Source organism: Streptomyces sp. NBC_00461, from assembly GCF_036013935.1.
Classification (GTDB): Bacteria; Actinomycetota; Actinomycetes; order Streptomycetales; family Streptomycetaceae; genus Streptomyces.
The window spans coordinates 1,937,004-1,959,495 of the sequence record NZ_CP107902.1 but is presented as its reverse complement, the minus strand read 5'-3'; the positions used below and the strand labels follow the sequence as shown (position 1 = coordinate 1,959,495).

The following is a 22,492-nucleotide window of genomic DNA, read 5'->3' as shown; positions in this document are numbered from 1 at the left end:
AACAAGGAGAAGGATCCCGAGGGGAGGATGCCCCTCGCGGATCACCTTCGCGAGCTCCGCAACCGGCTCGCGAAGGCCATACTGGCCATCATCGTCGTCACGACGGTGGCCGCCTTCTTCTACAACGACATCATCAATCTGCTCACCAAGCCGATCCTCGACTCGGTCGGCTGTGATCAGACGTTTGAGCAGCTGGCCAAGACGAGGTCCGGTCACCCCTGCGCGCAGATCACCATCAACGGTCTGCTGGCCCCCTTCACGCTGGCGCTCAAGGTGTCGCTGATGGCGGGTGTCGTGCTGGCCTCGCCGGTCTGGCTGTACCAGCTGTGGGCCTTCGTCGCGCCCGGTCTGCACAGGCACGAGAAGAAGTACGCCTACGCGTTCGTCGGCACCGGCGCCCCGCTGTTCATGATGGGCGCCTACTTCTCCTACTCGGTGCTGCCCACCACCGCGAAGGTCCTGCTCGGCTTCACACCGCAGGGCACGTCGAACCTGCTGCCCCTGGACGACCTCCTCGACCTGGTGCTGCGGATGGTGCTGGTCTTCGGTCTCTCCTTCGAGCTGCCCCTGCTGCTGGTCTTCCTCAACCTCACCGGGTTGATCACCGGCAAGCGGATGCTCGGCTGGTGGCGCGGGATGATCATGGCGATCACGGTCTTCGCGGCCGTCGCCACTCCGAGCACCGACCCGCTGACCATGCTGGCCCTCGCCGGACCGATCTGGGTGCTGTACTTCGGCGCGGTGATCTTCTCCCTGCTCAACGACAAGCGCAGGCAGCGGCGCGAGGCCGAGGGCCCCGACGACGACGAGGCCTCGGACCTGGACCTCACCCCCGAGGACGTCGGCGAGGTCGAGACCGTCTCCGCCAGCCCGGCGCTGCCCGAGCAGGCGAGTTCGGACCGGGTCAACGGCTATGACGACGTGACCTGAGCCCCCGATCGAACCGCACACCGAGAGGTGCCCCCGTCCCTGGTGACGAGGGCACCTCTCGGCGTTTGGCGGCCCATGTTCCGGATAATGATCGTCCTGTTGTCAGTGGGGCCCGGTACGCTCGAAAGCACGATGACAGAGGACCTCTCCCCGGCTGAGCGGTACGCGGCTGCCCGCAGGCGCGCTGCCGACCAGGCCACCGCGCTCGCCTCGTTCCGCGAGATGTACGACTTCGGCCTCGACCCCTTCCAGATCGAGGCCTGCCAGGCTCTCGAGGCGGGCAAGGGCGTGCTGGTCGCCGCGCCCACCGGCTCCGGCAAGACGATCGTGGGCGAGTTCGCCGTCCACCTCGCCCTCCAGCAGGGCAAGAAGTGCTTCTACACGACCCCCATCAAGGCACTGTCGAACCAGAAGTACGCAGACCTGTCCCGCCGTTACGGCGCGGACAAGGTCGGCCTGCTCACCGGCGACAACAGCGTCAACTCCGATGCACCGGTCGTCGTGATGACCACCGAGGTGCTGCGGAACATGCTCTACGCGGGCTCGCAGACCCTCCTGGGCCTCGGCCACGTGGTCATGGACGAGGTGCACTACCTCTCCGACCGCTTCCGTGGTGCCGTATGGGAAGAGGTGATCATCCACCTGCCCGAGTCGGTCACGCTCGTCTCGCTCTCTGCGACCGTCTCCAACGCCGAGGAGTTCGGCGACTGGCTCGACACCGTCCGCGGCCACACCGAGGTGATCGTCTCCGAGCACCGGCCCGTGCCGCTGTTTCAGCACGTACTCGCCGGGCGGCGGATGTACGACCTGTTCGAGGAGGGCGAGGGCAACAAGAAGGCCGTCAACCCCGACCTCACGCGGCTGGCCCGGATGGAGGCGCAGCGCCCGTCGTACCAGGACCGCAGACGGGGCCGCGCCATGCGTGAGGCCGACCGCGAGCGGGAGCGCCGACAGCGGTCGCGGGTCTGGACTCCGGGGCGCCCGGAGGTCATCGAGCGGCTCGACGCCGAGGGCCTGCTGCCCGCCATCACGTTCATCTTCAGTCGCGCCGCCTGCGAGGCGGCCGTACAGCAGTGCCTGTACGCGGGACTGCGGCTCAACGACGACGAGGCGCGGGAGAAGGTGCGCGCCCTCGTCGAGGAGCGCACGGCCTCGATTCCGACCGAGGACCTGCATGTCCTCGGGTACTACGAGTGGTTGGAGGGCCTGGAGCGCGGTATAGCGGCCCACCACGCGGGCATGCTGCCGACGTTCAAGGAGGTCGTCGAGGAGCTCTTCGTCCGCGGCCTGGTGAAGGCGGTGTTCGCGACCGAGACGCTGGCGCTCGGCATCAACATGCCCGCCCGCTCGGTGGTGCTGGAGAAGCTCGTCAAGTGGAACGGCGAGCAGCATGCCGACATCACACCCGGCGAGTACACACAGCTGACGGGGCGTGCGGGGCGCAGGGGCATCGACGTCGAGGGCCATGCCGTGGTGCTGTGGCAGCGCGGGATAAGTCCCGAGCATCTGGCGGGCCTTGCGGGCACACGTACGTATCCGCTGCGCTCCAGCTTCAAGCCGTCGTACAACATGGCGGTCAACCTCGTCGAGCAGTTCGGCCGGCACCGCTCGCGTGAGCTGCTGGAGACGTCGTTCGCGCAGTTCCAGGCCGACAAGTCGGTCGTCGGCATCTCCCGGCAGGTGCAGCGCAACGAGGAGGGACTGGAGGGCTACAAGGCCTCCATGACCTGCCACCTGGGCGACTTCGAGGACTACGCGCGACTGCGTCGTGAACTCAAGGACCGGGAGACCGAGCTGGCGCGGCAGGGGGCTGTCGAGCGGCGTGCCGAGGCGGCCGTCGCGCTGGAGAAGCTCAAGCCGGGCGACGTCATCCACGTACCCGCGGGCAAGTACGCCGGTCTGGCGCTGGTGCTGGACCCGGGCCTGCCCGCCGGGCGGTCCAACGGCCACCGCGGCTTCGAACACCACGACGGGCCGCGTCCGCTGGTGCTCACCGCCGAGCGTCAGGTCAAGCGGCTGGCGTCGATGGACTTCCCGGTGCCGGTCGAGGCCATGGAGCGGATGCGCATCCCGAAGTCCTTCAACCCGCGCTCACCGCAGTCCCGTCGGGACCTCGCCTCCGCGCTGCGCACCAAGGCCGGCCACATCCCGCCGGAGCGGGCCCGCAAGAAGCGGTCCCAGGCGGCGGACGACCGCGAGATCGCACGGCTGCGGACCGCCATCCGGGCGCATCCCTGCCATGGGTGCAACGACCGGGAGGACCATGCGCGTTGGGCCGAGCGGTATCACCGCCTCATGCGGGACACCTCGCAGCTGGAGCGTCGTATCGAGGGCCGGACGAACACGATCGCCCGGACCTTCGACCGGATCGTGGCGCTGCTGACCGAGCTGGACTACCTGCGGGCCGACGAGGTCACCGAGCACGGCAAGCGGCTGGCCCGCTTGTACGGCGAGCTCGATCTGCTGGCGAGCGAATGTCTGCGGGCGGGGGTCTGGGAGGGGCTTTCTCCCGCCGAACTGGCCGCCTGCGTCTCGGCGTTGGTGTACGAGTCGCGGGTCGGCGACGATGCGATGGCGCCGAAGCTGCCGTCCGGCAGTGCGAAGGCCGCGCTCGGTGAGATGGTCCGGATCTGGGGGCGGCTGGATGCCCTGGAAGAGGACTTCCGGATCACGCAGACCGAGGGCGTGGGCCAGCGTGAGCCGGATCTCGGGTTCGCCTGGGCCGCGTACATGTGGGCCAGTGGGAAGGGGCTCGACGAGGTCCTGCGGGAGGCCGAGATGCCCGCGGGTGACTTCGTGCGGTGGTGCAAGCAGGTGATCGACGTGCTGGGGCAGATCTCGGCGGCGGCTCCTGTCTCCGGTGGTGCGTCGTCCACGGTCGCGAAGAACGCGCGCAAGGCCGTGGAGCTGTTGCTGCGGGGGGTTGTGGCCTACTCGTCGGTGGGGTGACGGCTCGGATCGCCGGGGAGCTGCTCGTCCCGGCGATCACGGTACGAACGCCAGCCGCCGTACGACGTGATGTCCTCGGCGTCCGCGAGGGCTGATGGCTCGCACAGGAAGCCGGGGACGTGGCTGCCGTCCGCGAGTTCGACGCTCCCCAGCGTCATCGGGCGGGGGAGGGTGGCCAGGAGACGGCCCAGGCCCTCCGCCGGAAGGCGCCACACCTCCGCCTCGATCTCCGCGCCTCCCTCGCCGACGTGGACCAGCCCCGGCTTGGGAGGGGCTGTGCGCAGGGCGTGCAGGCGGTAAACCGGCGCCGTCGTGGTCGTCCGGTCCAGGCGCGCTCCCAGGGCGAGGAGCTGGGCGTTGAGGGGCTGGCCGGTCAGGTGGGCGCCCATCACCGCCAGCCGGGTCTCCGGCTGGAGCAGGCCCGCGATCCGGGCGAGCCGGTCGTCCGTGAACGCCGGGCCGATCAGCATCACGCCGAACGGGAGGCCGTTCACCTCGCCGGCCGGGACGGCGACCGCCGCCAGGTCGAAGAGGTTGGTGGAGTTGGTGAAGCGGCCCAGGCGGGCGTTGGCGCCCAGAGGGTCGGCGGCCACCTCGGCGAGGGTCGGATGGCCGGGAGTGGTGGGCAGCAGCAGCGCGTCCGCGTCGGACAGCTCGGCCAGGGCGCGGCTGCGGAGGGCGGCCAGGCGCTCGGTGTCGGCGTAGAGCCGGTGGGCCGGGATGTCGCGGGCGCGGGCGATGATGCCGGCGACCGTCGGGTCCAGGCCCGCCACCCCGTCGGCCATCGCCTTGTCGACAAAACTCCCCACCGCCGTGTAGCGCTCGGCGACGAACGCGCCCTCGTAGAGCATCGCGGCTGCCTCGGTGAAGGGGGCGAGGTCCAGAGGGCGGATGTCGGCGCCGGCCGCTTCGAGCTGCCGCACCGCCGCCTCGTAAGCCTCGGCCCAGTGCTCGTCGAGTTCGCCGAGCCGGCCGGGTGCCGGGACGGCGACGCGCCAGGGGCCCGGGGTGCGCTGGGGGAGGGGTGGCAGGGCGCGGTCCGGCGGGGACGTCATGAAGGACAGTGCCTGTTCGGCCTCCGGGAGGGTGCGGGCGAACACCGTCACGCAGTCGAGGGAGGCGCAGGCCGGGACCACTCCCGCCGTCGGGACCAGGCCGCGGGTCGGCTTGAGGCCGACGATGCCGTTGAAGGCGGCCGGGACCCGGCCCGAGCCCGCGGTGTCCGTGCCCAGGGCGAGGTCTACGATGCCGAGCGCCACGGCGACCGCCGAACCGGAGCTGGAGCCGCCGCTGATCCGCGCGGGGTCGTGGGCGTTGCGCACCGCGCCGTGCGGCGAGCGCGTGCCCACCAGGCCCGTCGCGAACTGGTCCAGGTTCGTGGTGCCCAGCACGATCGCACCCGCGGCGCGGAGGCGGGCGACCACCGGTGCGTCGGTCTCGGGCCGGTAGGCGTACGCCGGGCAGCCCGCGGTGGTGGGCAGGCCGGCCACGTCGATGTTGCCCTTCGCCGCGAACAGGCGCCCGGCGAGCGGGAGTCGCTCACCCGCCGCCACGCGTGCCTCGATCTCCCGGGCCTCCGCCTCGACCTCGGCCCGCGGGCGCAGGTCGATCCAGATCTCGGGGCGGTCCACGGCCTCGATACGGGCGTAGGCGGCGCGGACACGGGTTACAACGGACATCTCATACTCCTCGGTGTGTGTCAGTGCGCCGCCGGGGCCAGGACGATCAGCGCCGTCCCGGCCTCCACCTGGTCGCCCGCCCTGGTCAGGATCTCCGCCACCACGCCGTCCATCGGCGCGTGCACCCTGGACTCCATCTTCATCGCCTCCAGGGCGAGGAGGGGCTGCCCGGCCGAGACCAGGTCGCCGGGCTCGACGTTCAACTGCCATACGGAGGCGGCGAATTCGGCCTCGACCAGACGGCCGCCCGGCGGGATCGTCACCTCGGCCGGGGGAGCCGGCGGCGCGGTCGCCGCCTCGGCCCGCGCGAACTCGCCCGCGGCCTCCCAGGCGTCCCGCTCCGCTGAGAACGCCGCCTGCTGCCGGGCCCTGAACTCCCCGATGGACACGGCGTTTTCGGCGAGGAAGCCCTGGTACTCGGCCAGCGAGAACGTGCCCTCCTCGATCCGCGGCACGAAGCGGCCGGAGGTGATGTCGGCCCGCAGCTCCAGGAGTTCGTCCGCATCGACCGGATACCACTTGATGCGGTCGAAGAACCGGAGCAGCCAGGGCGAGCCCGGCTCGAACGCGCCGCGCTGCTGCCACCCCGACCACACCTGCGTCGTACGGCCCACGAACTGGTAGCCGCCCGGGCCCTCCATGCCGTAGACGCACAGGTACGCCCCGCCGATGCCGACCGAGTTCTCGGCCGTCCAGGTGCGTGCCGGGTTGTACTTCGTGGTCACCAGGCGGTGGCGGGGATCGAGCGGGGTGGCCACCGGGGCGCCCAGGTACACGTCGCCCAGGCCCAGCACGAGGTATTCGGCGTCGAAGACCGTGTCGTACACGTCGTTCACCGACTCCAGGCCGTTGACCCGGCGGATGAACTCGATGTTCCACGGACACCAGGGCGCGTCGTCGCGGACGCCGGCCATATAGCGGGCGATCGCCTCGCGGGTCGCCGGGTCGTCCCAGGAGAGGGGGAGATGGACGGTGCGGGAGGGCACCACGAGTGCGTCGGTGGGCGGGAGCGCGGCCGTGATCTCCCGTACCGCGGCGAGGAGTTCGTGTTGCGCCAGGCGGCCGGGGTCCGTCCGGATCTGCAGGGAGCGGATGCCGGGTGTGAGGTCCGTGATGCCGGCGGGCCCCTGTTCGGCGACCGCTTCCATGAGGGCGTGCACGCGCATGCGCAGGGCCAGGTCGAGCTGCATGGGCCCGAATTCGACGAGCAGGTTGTCGTCGCCGCTGCGGCGGTAGGTGATGTCGCCGTCCCGGGCCAGCACACCGCCGTCCACGATGTCCGCGCGAGGCGAACCGTCGACGGCCACCGGCGCGAAGCGCACCGTGTCGCCCGGGCGCAGCTGGCCCAGCTTCCACCGCTCGCCGCTCAGCACCGTCGCCGGGCAGACGAACCCGCCCAGCGAGGGACCGTCCGGGCCGAGCAGCACCGGCATGTCGCCCGTGTAGTCGACGGCGCCGACGGAGTACGGGGTGTCGTGGATGTTGGACGGGTGCAGACCCGCCTCGCCACCGTCGGTGCGCGCCCAGCGCGGCTTGGGTCCGACCAGCCGTACGCCGGTGCGGGCCGAGTTGAAGTGGACCTTCCAGTCGGCGGCGTAGAAGTCGCGGATGTCGTCCTCGGTGAAGAACTCCGGTGCGGCGTGCGGGCCTTCGACGGCGCCCACCTGCCATACGGCGGTGAAGGCGGGGCGGTTCTCCTCGGGCACGGGGACGCCTTCGGTTGCCGTACCGCCGTGCAGTACGTCGCCCGTGCGCAGCGCCCGGCCGCCGTGTCCGCCGAACCGGCCCAGCGTGAAGGTGCTCGCGCTGCCCAGGAAGGCCGGCACGTCGAGACCGCCCGCGAAGAGCACATAGGTGCGCAGACCGTGCCGGGTCGGCGCGCCGATCTCCAGTACGGCGCCCGCGGGCACCGTCACCGGCTCCCACTGCGCGACGGGCGTGCCGTCGAGGGTGACCTCGGCCGGAGCGCCCGTCACGCACACGGTGGTGGGGTGCGTGAACCTCAACGCCGGTCCCTGGAGGGTGCATTCGAGGCCGGGGGCGCCCTCGCCGTTGCCGAGCGCGCGGTTGCCGAGCCGGAAGGACAGGTCGTCCATCGGGCCGCACGGGGGCACGCCGACCTGCCAGTGGCCGGTGCGGCCCGGCCAGTCCTGCACGGTGGTGAGGGTGCCGCCGGCGACGACCTCGATACGGGGCGTCGGGTCGCTCACGCGGGCCAGCGTCGCCGTGGAGTGCGAGGCGCCGGCGAAGTCCTGGTCGGCGAGTGCCGCGCGCACCAGGCCGAGGTTGGTCTCGATGCCGTCGACGCGGGTGCGGGCCAGCGCGTCGTCGAGCCGGCGGAGCGCGCGGGCGCGGTCGGGGCCGTACGCGATGACCTTGGCGAGCAGGGGATCGTACGACGTCGTCACCTCGGTGCCGGTCTCCACCCAGGCGTCGACCCGGACGCCCGGCGGGAACTCGACCCGCGTCAACAGGCCCGCGCTGGGCCGGTGTTCGCGCGAGGGGTCCTCGGCGTAGAGGCGGGCCTCGACGGCGTGGCCTCGGGGTTCGCCGGGATCGCGTACGACGCCGGTCTCGCCGCGGGCCAGGCGCAGCATCCAGGCGACGAGGTCGACACCGTAGATCTCCTCGGTGACCGGATGCTCCACCTGGAGACGGGTGTTGACCTCCAGGAAGTACGCCTCCTCGCGGGCGGCGTCGTAGACGAACTCGACGGTGCCGGCGGAGCGGTAGCCGACGGACGCACACAAGTCGCGTGCGGACACGGCGAGTTGTTCCCGGACGTGGGCCGGCAGGCCCGGCGCCGGGGCCTCTTCCACGACCTTCTGGTTGCGGCGCTGGAGGGAGCAGTCGCGGTCGCCGAAGGTGACGACCCTGCCCGCCCCGTCGCCGAAGACCTGCACCTCCACATGGCGGGCGTCCTCGACGAGCCGCTCCAGGAAGACCCCTGCCGAGGAGAAGGAGGCGGCGGCCACGCGCTGCACCCGCTCCCACGCGTCGGTCAGTTCACCGGCGGAGCGACATGCCGACATGCCGATACCGCCGCCACCCCCGGTCGCCTTGAGCATGACCGGGTAGCCGATCACCGCGGCCTGCGCGAGGGCCTCGGCCGGCGACCCCAGCAGCCCGGTGCCCGGCGCCAGCGACACCCCCGCCGCCTCGGCCGCCGCCCGCGCCGTGTGCTTGGCCCCGAACAGCTCCAGCTGCTGCGGCGTCGGGCCGACGAACACGATTCCGGCGTCCTCGCAGCGACGCGCGAACGCCGCGTCCTCCGACAGGAAGCCGTAACCGGGGTGGATCGCGCCCGCACCGGCGTCCTTGGCGGCCTTCAGCACCAGGTCGGCGTCGAGATACGACTCCTTCGCGGGCGCCGGGCCGAGCCGCACCGCCTCGTCGGCGAGCCGGACATGGGGAGCTGAGCGGTCCGGGTCGGCGTACACGGCGACCGTGCGCAGGCCCAGTTCGCGGGCCGTGCGGATGATCCGGACCGCGATCTCGCCCCGGTTGGCGACGAGCAGCGTGTCGAAGGTCATGCGCCTTCCCCTTCGACGGCGTCCGCAGCGGTGATCGTCATCTCCACGGCCGTCGGTTCGAAGCCGTTGCAGGGGTTGTTGATCTGGGGGCAGTTGGAGACCAGCACGAGAACGTCGCGCTCGGCGCGCAGGGCGACCTTCCGGCCCGGTGCCGAGAGGCCGTCGACGATCCCGAGGGTGCCGTCCTTCTCGACGGGCACGTTCATGTACCAGTTGATGTTGGAGACGAGGTCGCGCTTGCCGAGGCCGTGCCGCGCGCCCTCGGCGAGGAAGTTGTCCACGCACGCGTGCTGGGACCAGGTGTGGTGCCCGTACCGGAGGGTGTTCGACTCCTTGGAGCAGGCCCCGCCGACCGTGTCGTGGCGGCCCACCTCGTCGGCGGCCACGGTCATCAGCGGGGTGTGCTCGTTGGACATCAGCACGCTGCCCGTGGTCAGGAAGATGGTGCCCTGCGCGTGGATGGTGTCGGGGGCGCTGTAGCGGACCGATGTGTCGTGGGCGTCGTACACGAGGAAGTCGACGGCCTGGTTGCCGTGCAGGTCGGTGATGGTCAGCGTCTCGCCCGTGCGGATGACGGACGACCAGGCGGCGCGTGCCGGAATGACGGTCGAGGACACGGTCGTCGGCGTGCTCATGAGAGCCCCCTCGCGGCAAGGAATTCGGCGGTGTTCAGGAAGGCGCGGCGGCCCTCGGGCGTGGCCTCCCACAGCGCGTCGCCCGGTGCGGTCGGCGCGGCGCGCCAGGCGAGGACCTCCAGCGGGGTGCTGACGTAGTCGGGGCGCGGGTCGGCCGGGTGCGGCACGTTGACGATCAGGACGGTGAGGTCCTGCTCGGCGCGGAGCGTGACGGTGCCGCCGGGGCCGACGGAGCCGGTGAAGTCCAGGGTGCCGTCCTCGCGCACCTCGACGCCCTGGAAGAAGGACAGCGACGGCGGCAGGTCGCGCGGCTGCAGGCCGTTCTTCGCGGCAGCCAGCTTCAGCAGCTCGCGGCCCGCAGGGGAGGCGGACTGGGGGGTGCCGTCGCCGTACCGCTCGGTGTTGCGTACGAGGCTGGAGGTGCCGCACAGCGCGTCGTGCCGCCCGGAGGTGTCGGCTACGACCGACGCCAGGACCCGGCCCTGGTCGGACAGCAGCAGCCGGCCCTCACCGAGGTAGGCGTTCCACTGGACCTTCACCGTGTCGGCGACGTTCAGCCGCTCCCAGGGCCGGTCGGCCACGAGCAGCACGAGGTGGGCGCAGGCGTCGCCGCGCAGGTCGGTCAGGCGCAGCTCCGTACCGCGGGCCAGCACCCGGTGGGTGTAGTTGCCGCCCGCCACCGTCTCGGCCCAGACCAGGTGGCCCGCCTCGCAGGGCGGGTCGGGCCAGTCGGCGGACGGCACGACGGGCATGGCCTCGGCGCGTGCGCCCTCCTGGGCGCGGGCGTGGTCGCGGGCTCCGTATGTGGTCGCTGTCGCCATGGCGGGACCTCCGGCTCCGGGGTTTTCTGTTCCGGCGTTGATCGGCTGTTGATCGGCTGCGGTATTTCTGTCGCCCGACAGAAATTAGGAGGCGGGCGGGTCGCGGGCATTGCCCGTGTGTTGCCGCTCGGTTACCGAGCCCTCACGGAGGTCGCGTCGTGGTCGCCCGGCGGTCGCCTGGCGGTCGCCCGGCCGGCCGTGTGCGAGGATCGAGCGCATGGGAACGCCGGGTGGAGGAGTCGGCCGCCGGGTCGGCAGGCCGCGGGCCGCGCAGCGGCCGGACAGCGGTCTGCAGCCGCGCGAGGAACTGCTCGCGGCAGCTGCCGAGTTGTTCACCACCCATGGCTACGCGGCCACCACCACCCGTGCGGTCGCCGAGCGCGCGGGCATGCGGCAGGCCTCGATGTACCACTACGTCTCCGGCAAGGAGGAGCTGCTCGCCGAGCTCCTGGAGTCCACGGTCACGCCCTCGCTGACGTACGCCAGGCAGCTCCTCGCCGACGACGCGACCCCGCCCGAGGACCGGCTGTGGGACCTGTGCCGGACCGACGTGGAGCTGCTGTGCGGCGGCCCGCACAATCTCGGCGGGCTGTATCTGCTGCCCGAGGTGCGCGCCGAGCGGTTCGCCGGCTTCCATGCCGTGCGCGCCGAACTCAAGGACGCCTACCGGCAGTTGCTCGCCGCCACGACTGCCGGGGGTGCGCTCGCCAAGAGTGGGCTCGATCTCCGTACGGACCTGTTGTTCGGCTTGATCGAGGGTGTGATCCTGGTGCACCGCTCCGACCCCGAGCGCCCGGTGTCGGTCTTCGCGGAGGCCACGGCGGACGCGGCCCTGCGGATCGCGGGCGTCTGACCGACCGGGGCTGAAGCCGGTCCCCGCCCGCCTCTTCACTCGTCACGGTGAGTGTTTTCGTATGCCCGTACGTCGTGACGCGCCGTGTTCGAATGAATCCGAGGCGTGTAAATGGAGCCGAGGGTACTCCTTGGACCCGCCCCGTTTCAGGTGCTTGCTGAATATGACACGGCGATGATCCGGTCGGACTAAGCTCGCCCGCAGCGCACCGAGTTGAGGCTTATTCGTGCGCTTGTTCCCAAAAAATACCGAAGATTCAGTGCAGTCCTATACGTACCCCACTTGCAAGCTCCCCAGACACCCAGCCGATCTCTTTCAGAGGGCCTACATGGTGAGTGTTCAATCCCCTCCCCAGCGCCGTGAACTTCCTTACGCGCGCGTGCTGTTGCTGCCCGCCATACTGATGGCCGGGGCCACCGGAGCAGCGGTCGCCATGGTGGCCGTGCCGGCCCGGGCGGCCGTCGTCTGGTGCGGCGCCGTCGCCACGCTCCTGGTGATCGTCACGGCGGCCGAAGCGGTACGACGAGGCCGCGCCCTGCGGATCCTGCGCGAGACGAGCGCCCGTCACAGTGCGTATCTGGAACGGCGCCTCGCCGGACACGAGCAGGAGTTGCACCGCCTGGGGCACGAGATCACGCCGACCGCCATCTACTACCTGCGCGGCGGCAACTCCCCCACGGAGGTGATTCGCCAACTCGGCAACATCGACCCCTCCTACGGCGAACTGTCCGAAGCCCAGGTGGCGTTGCTCAAGCGGATGCTCGACATCGTCGACACCGAGGACGCCATGCGGGACTCCTCGCAGCGCTCCTTCGTCAGCATCGCCCGCCGAGTCCAGGCGATCGTGCACCAACAGGCCAACGAACTCCGCGAGATGGAGGAGGACCACGGCCGTAACCCCGAGGTCTTCGACGACCTGCTGCGCATCGACCACGGCACCGCGCTGATCGGCCGCCTGGCCGACTCGATCTCCGTGCTCGGCGGCGGACGTCCGGGCCGTCAGTGGCCGGCGCCCGTCCCGCTGTACAGCGTGCTGCGCGGCGCCATGTCCCGCATCCTCGAATACCGGCGCATCTCACTGGACTCGATCGCCAAGGTCAACATCGGTGGCACCTCCGTCGAGCCGATCATCCACGCCTGCGCCGAACTCCTCGACAACGCCACGCGCTACTCGCCCCCGCAGACCAAGGTCCATGTCACCGCGACCGAGGTGCAGACCGGCATCGCCATCGAGATCGAGGACGCCGGCGTCAGCCTCAGCGAGGAGGCCCGCGCCAAGACCGAGAACATGCTGGAGCGCGCCAAGGCCGGTGTCGACCTCCAGGACCTCGGCGAGTCCCCGCGCCTTGGCCTCGCCGTCGTCGGCCGCCTGTGCAAGACGTACGACATGCAGATCTCGCTGCGCTCCTCGGCGTACGGCGGTGTCCGCGCCGTCCTGGTCGTGCCGCGCGTGATGATGACGAACGACCCTGCGCCCGGCCTCGCCCACGGCGTCGGCGCCACCGCGGCGCCCAAGCTCGACCTCGGCGACATCGAAGGTCCCAAGCGCGCCCCGAAGCGGCGTCGTCCCACCAGCCCGCGCATCCCGGCCGGCGTGTCCATGGAGGACGAGGTCCCCGAGGTCACCGAGTGGACCGCCGGCGGGCTGCCGCAGCGGCGCAGCCGCGTCAAGATCCCGCTCAGCCAGCGGCTCGCCGAACAGGCCGCCGCCGAACGGGCCGAGCGGGAGGCCCGTGAGACCCGGCCCGCCTGGGCGACGCCGGTGCGCGACCCGGAGCCCGAGACGAAGGAGCCCGAACCGGGGCTCTGGGTCGAGGCGTTCTGGGAGGGACTCAAGGGCGACATGGACCCGACCGCACTCAGCCAGCCGACCACCGAGCCGGCCCGTATCGAGGCCGACGACGAGAGGGACCACAAGTGATCCAGCAGCGAGCCAACTTCGACTGGATGCTCAAGGATCTCGCCGACGGAGTACCGGGCATCGAGATGATCGTGGTGCTCTCCGCCGACGGCCTGCGCATCGCTCGCTACGGGGGCGATCCGGACGCCGCCGACCGTGTCGCCGCGGCCTGCGCGGGACTGCAGAGCCTCGCGGGCGCCGTCGCCCACGAGATCCCGGGCAGCGACGGCCGGATGAAGCTGGTCATCATCGAGATCAACGGCGGCTACTTCTATCTGATGGCCGCGGGAGCCAACGCCTACCTCGCGGTGCTCTCCGACGTGGTCGCCGAACCCGGACTGATGAGCAACCGCATGCGCGACCTCGTCGTGCGCATCGGGGCCCATCTCACCAGCCCGCCCCGGCGCAACGGGCAGACCGTATGACTCCTCCGCAACGCCGGCGGCGACATCCCAAGGAAGAAACACCACCACCCCCACTGCCGGCCAAAGAGGGCAAGGCCCCGGAGCGGCTCTATGTCGTCGCCGGGCCCGACGGGGAGCGCGCCGACATCGACCTCGTCACGTTAATCGTGGCGCGCGCCGACCCTCCGCCCTCGGCCACTCCGGAGCAGACGGCGATGCTCCGGCTCTGCACGGCACCCCTCTCGGTGGCCGAACTCTCGGCCTATCTGAGCCTGCCGTTCAGCGTGGTGACCGTGCTGCTCACCGAGATGCTGACGGCAGAACTGGTACAGGCGCGCGCCCCGATCGTCCGTCAGGCGCTCCCCGACCGTTCCCTCCTCGAAGCGGTGATGCATGGACTTCAAAGGCTCTGACACCATCCCCGGACCACGTTCGGAAGATCATCTGCCGCACTCGGCGCAGGCCGCGGTGAAGATCGTGATCGTGGGCGGCTTCGGAGTCGGCAAGACGACGATGGTCGGCTCGGTCAGCGAGATCAGGCCGCTGACCACCGAGGAGACCATGACGCAGGCCGGCGTCGGCGTCGACGACAACTACGGCTCCGACACCAAGACGGCCACCACCGTGGCCATGGACTTCGGCCGCATCAGCATCACCGAACAGCTGGTGCTCTATCTCTTCGGCACGCCCGGCCAGGAACGCTTCTGGTTCCTGTGGAACGGGCTGTTCGAGGGCGCGCTCGGGGCCGTGGTCCTGATCGACACCCGTCGGCTCGAAGTCAGCTTCGACGTCATAGGGCGGCTGGAGGAGCGCGGCGTGCCCTTCGTGGTCGCCGTCAACTCCTTCCCGGACGGGCCGCGTTACCCCATCGACGACCTCCGCAGCGCGCTCGATCTGGCGGACGAGATCCCGATCATCGAGTGCGACGCACGCCGCCGGGCCTCCAGCCGGGACGTCCTGATGACCCTGATGCGCTTCCTGCACTCGCTCGCCCTGACCGGCGCGCTCACCTGAGGCCCCTAGTGCCCCGACAGGCAACGTTCGCCCCGTCGCGACGCCCGGCACGCTCCCCGACCGCCTTGAGGGCGTGGGAGGTGCCCCCACTCGCCGCACCGGGCACAGACCCAAGTACTCCAGTACGAGGGCGCCTGCGCCCCCAGCCTCCGGCCGGGGGGACCCCCAGAGCATGCGCCGGACGCCACTCCTTTACGGGTAAACGTCGCCCGCCGGGGCACTGGCACCCGCACCCGGCACCCGCATTCGTCCAACTCCCCAGACACCGGATCCACTTCGGAGCGACCACCGTGACGCCTGAACACCAATCCCTGACCGGCATGGACCCCACGCTCGTCCCGCCGCCCGGCTGCCCGGCCCACGGCCGTGGCCCCGGCGGGCTGCACCGGCTCTACGGTCCCGAGGCGGAGGACCTGGCCTCCCTGTACGAGCAACTCCGCGAGGAGCACGGCCCGGTGGCGCCCGTGCTGCTCCACGACGACGTGCCCATGTGGGTCGTGCTCGGCCACACCGAGAACCTGCACATGGTGCGCTCGCCCTCGCAGTTCTGCCGGGACAGCCGCATCTGGAACCCGCTGGGCGAGGGCACGGTCAAGCCCGACCACCCGCTGATGCCGCACATCGCCTGGCAGCCGATCTGCTCCCACGCCGAGGGCGACGAACACCTGCGCCTGCGGGCCGCGGTCACCGGCGCCATGTCGACCATCGACCACCGCGGCGTCCGCCGTCACATCAACCGCCACACCCAGCGCCTCGTCAACCGCTTCTGCAAGGAGGGGTCGGCCGACCTGGTCGGACAGTTCGCCGAGCACCTGCCGATGGGCGTGATGTGCGAGATCCTCGGCATGCCCGACGAGTACAACGACCGGCTCGTGCAGGCGGCCCGTGACGCGCTCAAGGGCACCGAGACCGCGATCGCCAGCCACACCTACGTGATGGACGCGCTGAGCCGGCTCACCGCCAAGCGGCGCGCCCGGCCCGAGGAGGACTTCACCAGCCACCTCATCGCCCACCCGGCGAGGCTGACCGACGACGAGGTCCGCGAGCATCTGCGCCTCGTGCTCTTCGCCGCCTACGAGGCCACGGTCAACCTCCTGTCCAACGTACTGCGCATGATCCTCACCGACCCGCGCTTCAGGGCCCAGCTCAACGGCGGCCAGATGACGGTGCCGGAAGCGGTCGAGCAGTCCCTGTGGGACGAACCGCCCTTCAGCTCGGTCTTCGCCTACTTCGCCAAGCAGGACACGGAGTTGGGCGGCCAGCACGTCCGCAGGGGCGACGGGCTGCTGCTCGGGATCGCGCCGGGCAACGTCGACCCGCGGATCCGTCCCGACCTCGCCGCGAACATGCAGGGCAACCGCTCGCACCTCGCCTTCGGCGGCGGTCCGCACGAGTGCCCCGGTCAGGACATCGGCCGTGCCATCGCCGACACCGGTGTCGACGCGCTGCTCATGCGGCTGCCCGATGTCCAACTCGACTGCGACGAGGACGAGTTGGATTGGCGGCAGTCGATCTCCTCACGGCATCTGGTGGAGCTTCCGGTCCGCTTCGAGCCGAAGCCGGAGCAGGACGTGAAGGCCAAGCCGGGCCACGCCCCCGTCCCGCCGCAGCGCGGCAACTGGCAGGTCGGCTCCGCGCAGCCCGAGCCGCCCGCCGCTGCCGCCGCGGCGCCCCAGCCGGCCGCACCGTCCCAGCAGCCGGCTCCGGCGCCCGTGGAACCGGCCCGCCCCAAGGGCGCCTGGCGCCGCTTCCTGCTCTGGTGGCGCGGTTACTGACCGGCCCAGTCGCCGTAGGAGGACCAGGCCAGGAGCGCTCGCGTGCTCAGGAAGCGGTGCTCCACCCCCGTGACCGGATCGGTGAACTCCAGTGCCCGCGCCAGCAGTTGGAGCGGACGCCGGAAGTCGCCGGCCGGCACGGGGTCGGCCACCACCGGGTAGAGCGGATCGCCGAGAACAGGCGTGCCGAGCGCGTTCATGTGGACGCGGAGCTGGTGGGTCTGCCCGGTGCTGGGCAGCAGCCGATACCGCCCCAGGCCGTCGCCGCGGTGCCCGACCATCTCGATGCCGCTGACGGCGTTCGGCTCGCCCGCCACCTCGTACGCGGCGAGCACACCACGCTCCTTCACGATGCGGCTGCGCACGGTCCGGGGCAGGACGAGCCCGGGATCGTACGGGGCGATCGCCTCGTACTCCTTGCTCACCCGCCGGTCGCGGAACAGCGACTGGTACGCGCCGCGCTCCTCGGGCCGCACCGTGAACAGCACGAGCCCGGCCGTGAGCCGGTCCAGCCGGTGCGCGGCGCCCAGCGCGGGCAGGCCCAGCTCCCGCCGCAGACGCGCGAGCGCGGTCTCGGTGACATGGCTGCCGCGCGGGGTGGTGGCCAGGAAGTGCGGCTTGTCGACGACGACGATGTGCTCGTCGCGGTACACCACCTCCAGCGGGAACGGCACCGGCGTCTCGGCGGGCAGCTCGCGGTGGAACCACACGAACATGCCGGGTTCGTAGGCGGCGTCCGGCGCGACGGCCCGCCCGTCGGCGCCGACGATCTTCCCCGCGTCGAGCATCCCGTCGACGACTCCGGCGCCCGCCCCGCTGAGCCGCTCGACGAGGTGCTCGCGAACGGTGGCCCACGGCCCCTCGACGGGCAGCCGCACCCGCACGGGGTCGACCCCCTGCCGTTGGGGCAGCGGGGCGGGCGGGATCCGTGGCTTGCGACTCATCACGATCAAGCCTACGGCGCCCGGAAAAGCCGTTGGACCGGCCACCGCCCACGGGCAGGATGCCGGTCATGCCCTACGTCACCAGCCCCGTCCTGCCCGCCGGAACCCTCTCCCGTATCCCGCAGCCCCTGCTCCCCACCGGCGACGGACTGCTGCTGCGCCCCTGGCGGGCCGAGGACGCGCCCGCCGTCCACGAGGCTTTCCAGGACCCGCTCATGCACCAGTGGCACATCCGGCGCAGCGACTCCGAGGCGGAGGCCGCCGGCTGGATCGAGGAGTGGCGGAAGGCGTGGGAGGGCGAGCGGACCGCGCAGTGGGCCGTCACCGACGCGGACGGCGACCGGTTGCTGGGGCGGGTGGCGCTGCGCGAGATCGCGCTCGGCGACGGCGTGGCCGAGGTCGCGTACTGGACCACGGCGGCGGCCCGCGGCCAGGGCACAGCCGCCCGCGCGACGACCGCCCTGTCCCGCTGGGCCTTCGAGGGGATCGGCTTCCACCGCCTGGAACTGATGCACGCCACCGCCAACCGGGCCTCCTGCCGGGTCGCCGCCAAGGCGGGCTTCGTCCTGGAGGGCACCAAGCGCAGCGCCCTCCTCCACCCGGACGGCTGGCACGACATGCACCTGCACGCGCGCCTACAAGGCGACTGACCTACGCCGCGGCCTCCGTGACGGCCGTCTCCGGTACGGCACTTCGGGCGGTGGTCCGCTTCCGGCACGCCCGGTAGGCACCGCCGGCCAGCAGCGTGACGGCGAGGAACAGCACCGTGAACCACTGGAAGTACCAGTGCCCGCCCGTCGGGTCGTACACCGCCGCCCGTGGCCAGGCCAGGTTGACGGTCATGAGGAGGCCGTAGAGGAGTCCGAGGGCGTTGACGGGGATGCCCCAGCGGCCGAGGGAGAAGAGCTTCGCGCCCTTCTCGTCGGTGCCGCCGGCGGCGAACTCGCCGCGCAGGCGCCGGATCAGGAGCGGGCCGGTGACCATCGCGTAGGCCAGGTACAGCATCACGATGCAGGTGGTGCCGATGGCCAGGAAGGCGTCCGGCGAGGCGAAGTTGAGCAGCAGGAGGGCCGCCGAGAGGACGCCGACGACCAGAGCGGGGGCGCTGGGCATGCCGGTGCGCGGGTTGACGTGCGCCAGGCGCCCGGAGAACGGGAGCCCGCCGTCGCGGGCCATGGAGAACAGCATCCGGCTGGCCGCCGTCTGGATCGCGAGGGTCGCCACCGCGATCGCCACCACCACGTCGGCCAGCAGCACCCTGCCGACCCCGTCACCCAGGCTGCTGGTCAGGACGTAGCTGAGGCCGTCGACGCCCAGGTGGCCGTCGGTCAGGCTGGGCGCCGCGAGCAGCCCGCCGAGGATGACCAGGCCGCCGAGCAGGCCGGCGGCGCCGAGCGCGGTGAGGATCGTGCGGGGCGCCGTCCGCCGCGGATCGCGCGTCTCCTCGCTCATCTCGCCCGCGCTGTCGAAGCCGATCATCACGTACGCCGCCGTGAACGAGCCGACGAGCAGCGCCCCCAACAGGCCGGACCCCGCCGCCCCTTCGGTGTGGAAGGTGATGCCGGGAGAGCGCTTGGAGTGGGTGAGCAGGAGGACGACGATCAGGACGGCGCCGATGATCTCCGCGGTGACGCCGACGCGGTTGATCACGGACAGCACGCGGTTGTCCATGATGTTCACCAGCGTGGTGAGCACCAGCAGGATCACGCCCAGGACCGCCGCGTTCGCCGCGCCGTCCGCCGACGTCGGCGCGGAGTCGGTGCCCACCAGTTGGAAGCCGGACCAGATGGCCGGCAGCACCATCTGCAGCGCCAGCGCCGCCGCCGCGACCACCACGATCTGCCCGATCACCATGATCCAGCCGGCGAACCAGCCGAAGGTGGGGTTCGAAAGGCGCGAGGACCACTGGTAGATCGCGCCCGAGATCGGATAGCGGGCGGCCAGTTCCGCGAAGCACGCGGCCACCAGCAGTTGCCCGACCAGCACCGCCGGCCAGGCCCAGAAGAAGACGGGGCCGCCGAACGCGTACCCGAAGGCGAAGAACTGGAAGACGGTCGTCAGGACCGAGATGAAGGAGAACCCGGCCGCGAAGGAGGCGTACCGGCCCAGGCTGCGGTGCAGTTCCTGGCGGTAGCCGAACTCGGCGAGGGAGTGGTCGTCGGGGGAGTGGGGCGGATCGGGGCGTACGTCGGAGGGGGCTGTTGTCGTCACGGCGGCACCTGCCTTCGGCGCGGGAGCGGAGTGTGGCGCGGAATTCCTGTCGGGCGACAGAAATTAGGGGCGGCCTGTTTCGTGCGCGTCACGCAGGCGTATCCGCGACGGGCCCAAGTCCTCACGTCCTTGCACCCTCGCTCAATCGCGATACATCGTGTGTATTGACGCCTGCGCACGCTCGCGATATGTTCGTGCACGGATATTCGGTAGCGAGGTACGAGAGTGAGGTGCCGGCCATGGTGATGAAGCGCCGCAAGCTCAGCAACCCCCTGGCGCTCGCCGTGCTGGTGACTCTCTGGCAGAAGCCGATGCATCCGTACGAGATCGCCCAGACGCTGCGCCGTCAGGGCAAGGACACCAGCACGAAGATCAACTACGGCTCGCTCTACACGGTCGTCCAGAGCCTCGAAAAGCATGGATTCGTCGAGGTCACCGACGTGGAGCGGCAGGGCAACCGGCCCGAGCGCACGGTGTACGGGCTCACCGAGGCCGGCCGCGAGGAGATGACCGAGTGGTTGTCGGACCTGGTGGCCGTCCCCGCGAAGGAGTACCCGATCTTCGAGACCGCCCTCTCCCTGGTGGGCGCACTGCCCCCCGACGAGGTGGTGCGGCTGCTGGAGGAGCGGCTGAACTCCCTGGAGGTGCAGGCGGCGAGCGCACGTGGAGCGCTGGCGAAGCTCTACGAGACGCTGCCGAGGCTCTTCCTGATCGAGACCGAGTACCAGTTGCACATGATCGAGGCGCAGGCGGAATGGGTCCGTGGCTTCCTGGAGGAGATCAGGAAGGGCTCGCTGCCCGGCGTCGAGGGGTGGCGGCGGTTCCACGAGACCGGGGAGCTGCCACCCGAGTTCAGATAGAAGAAAAAGACCCCGGCCGGGCTGTTGCAGCAGCCCTGCCAGGGTCTCGAACCCCGAGCTGAATCCGCCGTGAGGCAGTCCAGGCGATCGAGGTGCGGCACACCCAGGATAGCCCGGCGCTCCTTGCACGGACGGATCAGCTGTCATCCGCTCATCAGGAGAGCAGTCGTCATGAGTACTACCCGTGCGCCCGCAGTGGAGGCGCGCCAGCTGATCAAGACCTACTCCGGTGATGTCACCGCCCTGTGCGGCATGGACGTCACCGTCGAACCCGGCACCGTCTTCGGGCTCCTCGGGCCCAATGGCGCCGGCAAGTCCACCACCGTCAAGATCCTCACCACTCTGGCCCGCCCCGACTCGGGCTCGGCGACCGTCGCCGGACACGACGTGCTGCGCCACCCCGGCCGGGTGCGCCGCGCGATCGGCGTGGTCGCCCAGAGCTCCGGCGCCGACCCTGTCGCCACGGGCCGCGAGAACCTCCAACTGCAGGGCAGGCTCTACGGGTTGAAGGGCGCCGCGCTCAACACCCGTGTGACCGAGCTGCTCGACCGCTTCAGCCTCGCCGACGCCGCGGGCCGGCAGGTGAAGGGCTACTCCGGCGGGATGCGACGCCGTCTCGACGTCGCCCTCGGCCTGGTGCACCGGCCCGAGGTGCTCTTCCTCGACGAACCCACCACCGGGCTGGACCCCGAGGCGCGCACCGCGATGTGGGACGAGATCGACCGGCTGGCGGGGGAGGAGGGGCTGACGATCCTGCTTACCACCCACTACCTCGAAGAGGCCGACCGGCTCGCCGAGCGCATCGCCATCGTCGACCGCGGCCGGGTGGTCGTCCAGGGCACACCGGACGCGCTCAAGGGTGAACTCCGCGGCGACGCCGTGCACCTGGAGCTGCGGGAGGCGGTCGGCGAGGGCGGCCGCACCCTGCTCATGGGCGCCCTCGATGCCCTGCCCGGCATGCACGAGGTGCTGGTCGACGGGCGCCGCGTCAGCGTCCGCGCCGACGACGGGGCAGCCGCCGTACCCGCGCTGCTCGGGGCGCTGGAGCGGGCCGGGGTCGCCGTGGCCGCCGCGACCGTGGCCCGGCCCTCCCTCGACGACGTCTACCTCCGCTATGCGGGCCGCCGTTACTCCGAGGCCGACACCGAAGCCGGCACCGAGAACCTCGTCCTCGCCGGAGGTGCGCGATGAGCACGGCCGTCTCCCAGACCTGGTACATGACGCAGCGTCAACTCATGGTGTTCACCCGGCAGCCCGCCTACGCGATCATCACCCTGATCCAGCCGGTGATCTGGCTGTTCCTGTTCGGCAACCTCTTCAAGAAGGTCGTGGAGCTGGGCGGCTTCGGGACGACCACGTACCTCGACTACCTGGTCCCGGGCGTCGTAGTGATGAGTGCGCTCAGCTCCAACATGTGGGCCGGCATGGGCACGTTGGAGGAGATCCAGCGGGGCACGCTCAACCGCTTCCTGACCACCCCGGTCAGCCGGGCCGCGCTGATGAACGGCAACGTCGTCAACAACGGCCTGATCACCGCCTTCCAGTCGGTCGTCATCGTGCTGCTCGCGCTGGCGGGCGGCGCCGACTACCCGGGTGGCATCGGCGGCATCGCGATCCTGGTCCTGGCCGCCGTGCTGCTCGGCACGGTCTTCGGGGCGCTGTCCAACGCGCTGGGCATGCTGGTGCAGGAGCGGGAGTCGATCATCGGCATCAACACCTTCCTGCTGCTGCCGCTGACCTTCCTGTCCTCCGCCTTCATGGCGCCGTCCCAGATGCCCTCCTGGATGCGGCACATCGCCGACTTCAACCCGCTCAACTGGGCGATGGTCGCGGGCCGTTCGGCGCTGTCCGAGCACCCCGACTGGGGTGACGTGCTCAGCCGCGGCGGGGCGCTGGTGGTGCTGGCGGTGGCGGCGGTGTGGCTGTCGATCCGGACGTTCAGGTCGTACCAGCGGTCGGTGTGAGCCAAGCGTGAAGCGGCGGC

Annotated in this window: 18 protein-coding genes; 12 read left to right on the top strand and 6 right to left on the bottom strand. The window is 71.1% G+C overall.

The window, feature by feature from the left end:
- Positions 1 to 27: 27 nt before the first annotated feature.
- A complete protein-coding gene (tatC, locus tag OG870_RS09435) occupies positions 28 to 930 on the top strand; it encodes a twin-arginine translocase subunit TatC (RefSeq protein ID WP_405623769.1) in 903 nt (300 codons plus the stop codon).
- An 87-nt stretch (positions 931 to 1,017) separates the two neighbouring features.
- A complete protein-coding gene (locus OG870_RS09430; RefSeq protein WP_266511111.1) occupies positions 1,018 to 3,879 on the top strand; it encodes a DEAD/DEAH box helicase in 2,862 nt (953 codons plus the stop codon).
- On the opposite strand, the gene atzF is transcribed toward OG870_RS09430, so the two are convergent.
- The 4 genes from atzF to OG870_RS09410 are packed head-to-tail and all read right to left on the bottom strand — an operon-like array spanning position 3,861 to position 10,547.
- The gene (atzF, locus tag OG870_RS09425) at positions 3,861 to 5,558 is read right to left on the bottom strand and encodes an allophanate hydrolase (RefSeq protein WP_266585869.1); all 1,698 of its coding nucleotides are present in this window, start codon (positions 5,556 to 5,558) and stop codon (positions 3,861 to 3,863) included. The genes OG870_RS09430 and atzF overlap by 19 nt on opposite strands.
- 20 nt (positions 5,559 to 5,578) lie before the next feature.
- A complete protein-coding gene (locus OG870_RS09420) occupies positions 5,579 to 9,091 on the bottom strand; it encodes a 5-oxoprolinase/urea amidolyase family protein (protein WP_266585871.1) in 3,513 nt (1,170 codons plus the stop codon).
- Positions 9,088 to 9,726, bottom strand: a complete 639-nt coding sequence (locus OG870_RS09415) for an urea amidolyase associated protein UAAP2 (RefSeq protein WP_266585873.1) — start codon at positions 9,724 to 9,726, stop codon at positions 9,088 to 9,090. The genes OG870_RS09420 and OG870_RS09415 overlap by 4 nt, the downstream gene beginning before the upstream one ends.
- Positions 9,723 to 10,547, bottom strand: a complete 825-nt coding sequence (locus OG870_RS09410) for an urea amidolyase associated protein UAAP1 (protein WP_266585875.1) — start codon at positions 10,545 to 10,547, stop codon at positions 9,723 to 9,725. Before OG870_RS09410 ends, OG870_RS09415 begins: the two co-directional genes overlap by 4 nt.
- Before the next feature lie 217 nt (positions 10,548 to 10,764).
- Here OG870_RS09410 and OG870_RS09405 point away from each other — a divergent pair, with 217 nt between their 5' ends.
- The 6 genes from OG870_RS09405 to OG870_RS09380 all read left to right on the top strand — a co-directional run bounded on the left by OG870_RS09405 (position 10,765) and on the right by OG870_RS09380 (position 16,493).
- Positions 10,765 to 11,400 carry a TetR/AcrR family transcriptional regulator gene (locus OG870_RS09405; protein WP_266585877.1) on the top strand — a complete coding sequence of 212 codons (636 nt, stop codon included), beginning with the start codon at positions 10,765 to 10,767 and terminating at the stop codon, positions 11,398 to 11,400.
- Between the two features lie 328 nt (positions 11,401 to 11,728).
- Positions 11,729 to 13,321 carry a sensor histidine kinase gene (locus OG870_RS09400; protein ID WP_266585879.1) on the top strand — a complete coding sequence of 531 codons (1,593 nt, stop codon included), beginning with the start codon at positions 11,729 to 11,731 and terminating at the stop codon, positions 13,319 to 13,321.
- Positions 13,318 to 13,725: a roadblock/LC7 domain-containing protein gene (locus OG870_RS09395; protein WP_016434374.1), complete on the top strand. Its 408-nt coding sequence runs from the start codon at positions 13,318 to 13,320 to the stop codon at positions 13,723 to 13,725. Before OG870_RS09400 ends, OG870_RS09395 begins: the two co-directional genes overlap by 4 nt.
- On the top strand, positions 13,722 to 14,117 hold the full coding sequence (locus OG870_RS09390) for a DUF742 domain-containing protein (RefSeq protein WP_266511089.1): 396 nt from the start codon (positions 13,722 to 13,724) through the stop codon (positions 14,115 to 14,117). Before OG870_RS09395 ends, OG870_RS09390 begins: the two co-directional genes overlap by 4 nt.
- On the top strand, positions 14,098 to 14,718 hold the full coding sequence (locus OG870_RS09385; RefSeq protein WP_266511086.1) for a GTP-binding protein: 621 nt from the start codon (positions 14,098 to 14,100) through the stop codon (positions 14,716 to 14,718). Before OG870_RS09390 ends, OG870_RS09385 begins: the two co-directional genes overlap by 20 nt.
- 290 nt (positions 14,719 to 15,008) lie before the next feature.
- On the top strand, positions 15,009 to 16,493 hold the full coding sequence (locus OG870_RS09380; protein WP_266841340.1) for a cytochrome P450: 1,485 nt from the start codon (positions 15,009 to 15,011) through the stop codon (positions 16,491 to 16,493).
- On the opposite strand, the gene OG870_RS09375 is transcribed toward OG870_RS09380, so the two are convergent.
- Positions 16,487 to 17,437 carry an RluA family pseudouridine synthase gene (locus OG870_RS09375; protein ID WP_266841342.1) on the bottom strand — a complete coding sequence of 317 codons (951 nt, stop codon included), beginning with the start codon at positions 17,435 to 17,437 and terminating at the stop codon, positions 16,487 to 16,489. The genes OG870_RS09380 and OG870_RS09375 overlap by 7 nt on opposite strands.
- Before the next feature lie 68 nt (positions 17,438 to 17,505).
- Between OG870_RS09375 and OG870_RS09370 the strand changes: the two genes are divergently transcribed.
- Positions 17,506 to 18,087: a GNAT family N-acetyltransferase gene (locus tag OG870_RS09370; protein ID WP_266585885.1), complete on the top strand. Its 582-nt coding sequence runs from the start codon at positions 17,506 to 17,508 to the stop codon at positions 18,085 to 18,087.
- A 1-nt stretch (position 18,088) separates the two neighbouring features.
- On the opposite strand, the gene OG870_RS09365 is transcribed toward OG870_RS09370, so the two are convergent.
- On the bottom strand, positions 18,089 to 19,648 hold the full coding sequence (locus tag OG870_RS09365) for an amino acid permease (protein WP_327690813.1): 1,560 nt from the start codon (positions 19,646 to 19,648) through the stop codon (positions 18,089 to 18,091).
- A 239-nt stretch (positions 19,649 to 19,887) separates the two neighbouring features.
- Here OG870_RS09365 and OG870_RS09360 point away from each other — a divergent pair, with 239 nt between their 5' ends.
- The 3 genes from OG870_RS09360 (at position 19,888) to OG870_RS09350 (ending at position 22,472) form a co-directional block, all read left to right on the top strand.
- Positions 19,888 to 20,508: a PadR family transcriptional regulator gene (locus tag OG870_RS09360; RefSeq protein ID WP_266511066.1), complete on the top strand. Its 621-nt coding sequence runs from the start codon at positions 19,888 to 19,890 to the stop codon at positions 20,506 to 20,508.
- A 171-nt stretch (positions 20,509 to 20,679) separates the two neighbouring features.
- Positions 20,680 to 21,699 (top strand): ATP-binding cassette domain-containing protein, encoded by a 1,020-nt coding sequence (locus OG870_RS09355; RefSeq protein WP_266511063.1) that lies wholly within the window; start codon positions 20,680 to 20,682, stop codon positions 21,697 to 21,699.
- Positions 21,696 to 22,472: an ABC transporter permease gene (locus tag OG870_RS09350; protein WP_266585887.1), complete on the top strand. Its 777-nt coding sequence runs from the start codon at positions 21,696 to 21,698 to the stop codon at positions 22,470 to 22,472. The genes OG870_RS09355 and OG870_RS09350 overlap by 4 nt, the downstream gene beginning before the upstream one ends.
- The last annotated feature ends 20 nt before the right edge of the window (positions 22,473 to 22,492 follow it).

What these genes read in the sequence shown, in the direction of transcription:
- tatC (WP_405623769.1), top strand. Translation starts at nt 28, where the DNA reads ATGCCCCTCGCGGATCACCTTCGCGAGCTCCGCAACCGGCTCGCGAAG.
- OG870_RS09430 (WP_266511111.1), top strand. Translation starts at nt 1,018, where the DNA reads ATGATCGTCCTGTTGTCAGTGGGGCCCGGTACGCTCGAAAGCACGATG.
- atzF (WP_266585869.1), bottom strand. Translation starts at nt 5,558, where the DNA reads ATGTCCGTTGTAACCCGTGTCCGCGCCGCCTACGCCCGTATCGAGGCC.
- OG870_RS09420 (WP_266585871.1), bottom strand. Translation starts at nt 9,091, where the DNA reads ATGACCTTCGACACGCTGCTCGTCGCCAACCGGGGCGAGATCGCGGTC.
- OG870_RS09415 (WP_266585873.1), bottom strand. Translation starts at nt 9,726, where the DNA reads ATGAGCACGCCGACGACCGTGTCCTCGACCGTCATTCCGGCACGCGCC.
- OG870_RS09410 (WP_266585875.1), bottom strand. Translation starts at nt 10,547, where the DNA reads ATGGCGACAGCGACCACATACGGAGCCCGCGACCACGCCCGCGCCCAG.
- OG870_RS09405 (WP_266585877.1), top strand. Translation starts at nt 10,765, where the DNA reads ATGGGAACGCCGGGTGGAGGAGTCGGCCGCCGGGTCGGCAGGCCGCGG.
- OG870_RS09400 (WP_266585879.1), top strand. Translation starts at nt 11,729, where the DNA reads ATGGTGAGTGTTCAATCCCCTCCCCAGCGCCGTGAACTTCCTTACGCG.
- OG870_RS09390 (WP_266511089.1), top strand. Translation starts at nt 13,722, where the DNA reads ATGACTCCTCCGCAACGCCGGCGGCGACATCCCAAGGAAGAAACACCA.
- OG870_RS09385 (WP_266511086.1), top strand. Translation starts at nt 14,098, where the DNA reads ATGGACTTCAAAGGCTCTGACACCATCCCCGGACCACGTTCGGAAGAT.
- OG870_RS09375 (WP_266841342.1), bottom strand. Translation starts at nt 17,437, where the DNA reads ATGAGTCGCAAGCCACGGATCCCGCCCGCCCCGCTGCCCCAACGGCAG.
- OG870_RS09370 (WP_266585885.1), top strand. Translation starts at nt 17,506, where the DNA reads ATGCCCTACGTCACCAGCCCCGTCCTGCCCGCCGGAACCCTCTCCCGT.
- OG870_RS09360 (WP_266511066.1), top strand. Translation starts at nt 19,888, where the DNA reads ATGGTGATGAAGCGCCGCAAGCTCAGCAACCCCCTGGCGCTCGCCGTG.
- OG870_RS09355 (WP_266511063.1), top strand. Translation starts at nt 20,680, where the DNA reads ATGAGTACTACCCGTGCGCCCGCAGTGGAGGCGCGCCAGCTGATCAAG.
- OG870_RS09350 (WP_266585887.1), top strand. Translation starts at nt 21,696, where the DNA reads ATGAGCACGGCCGTCTCCCAGACCTGGTACATGACGCAGCGTCAACTC.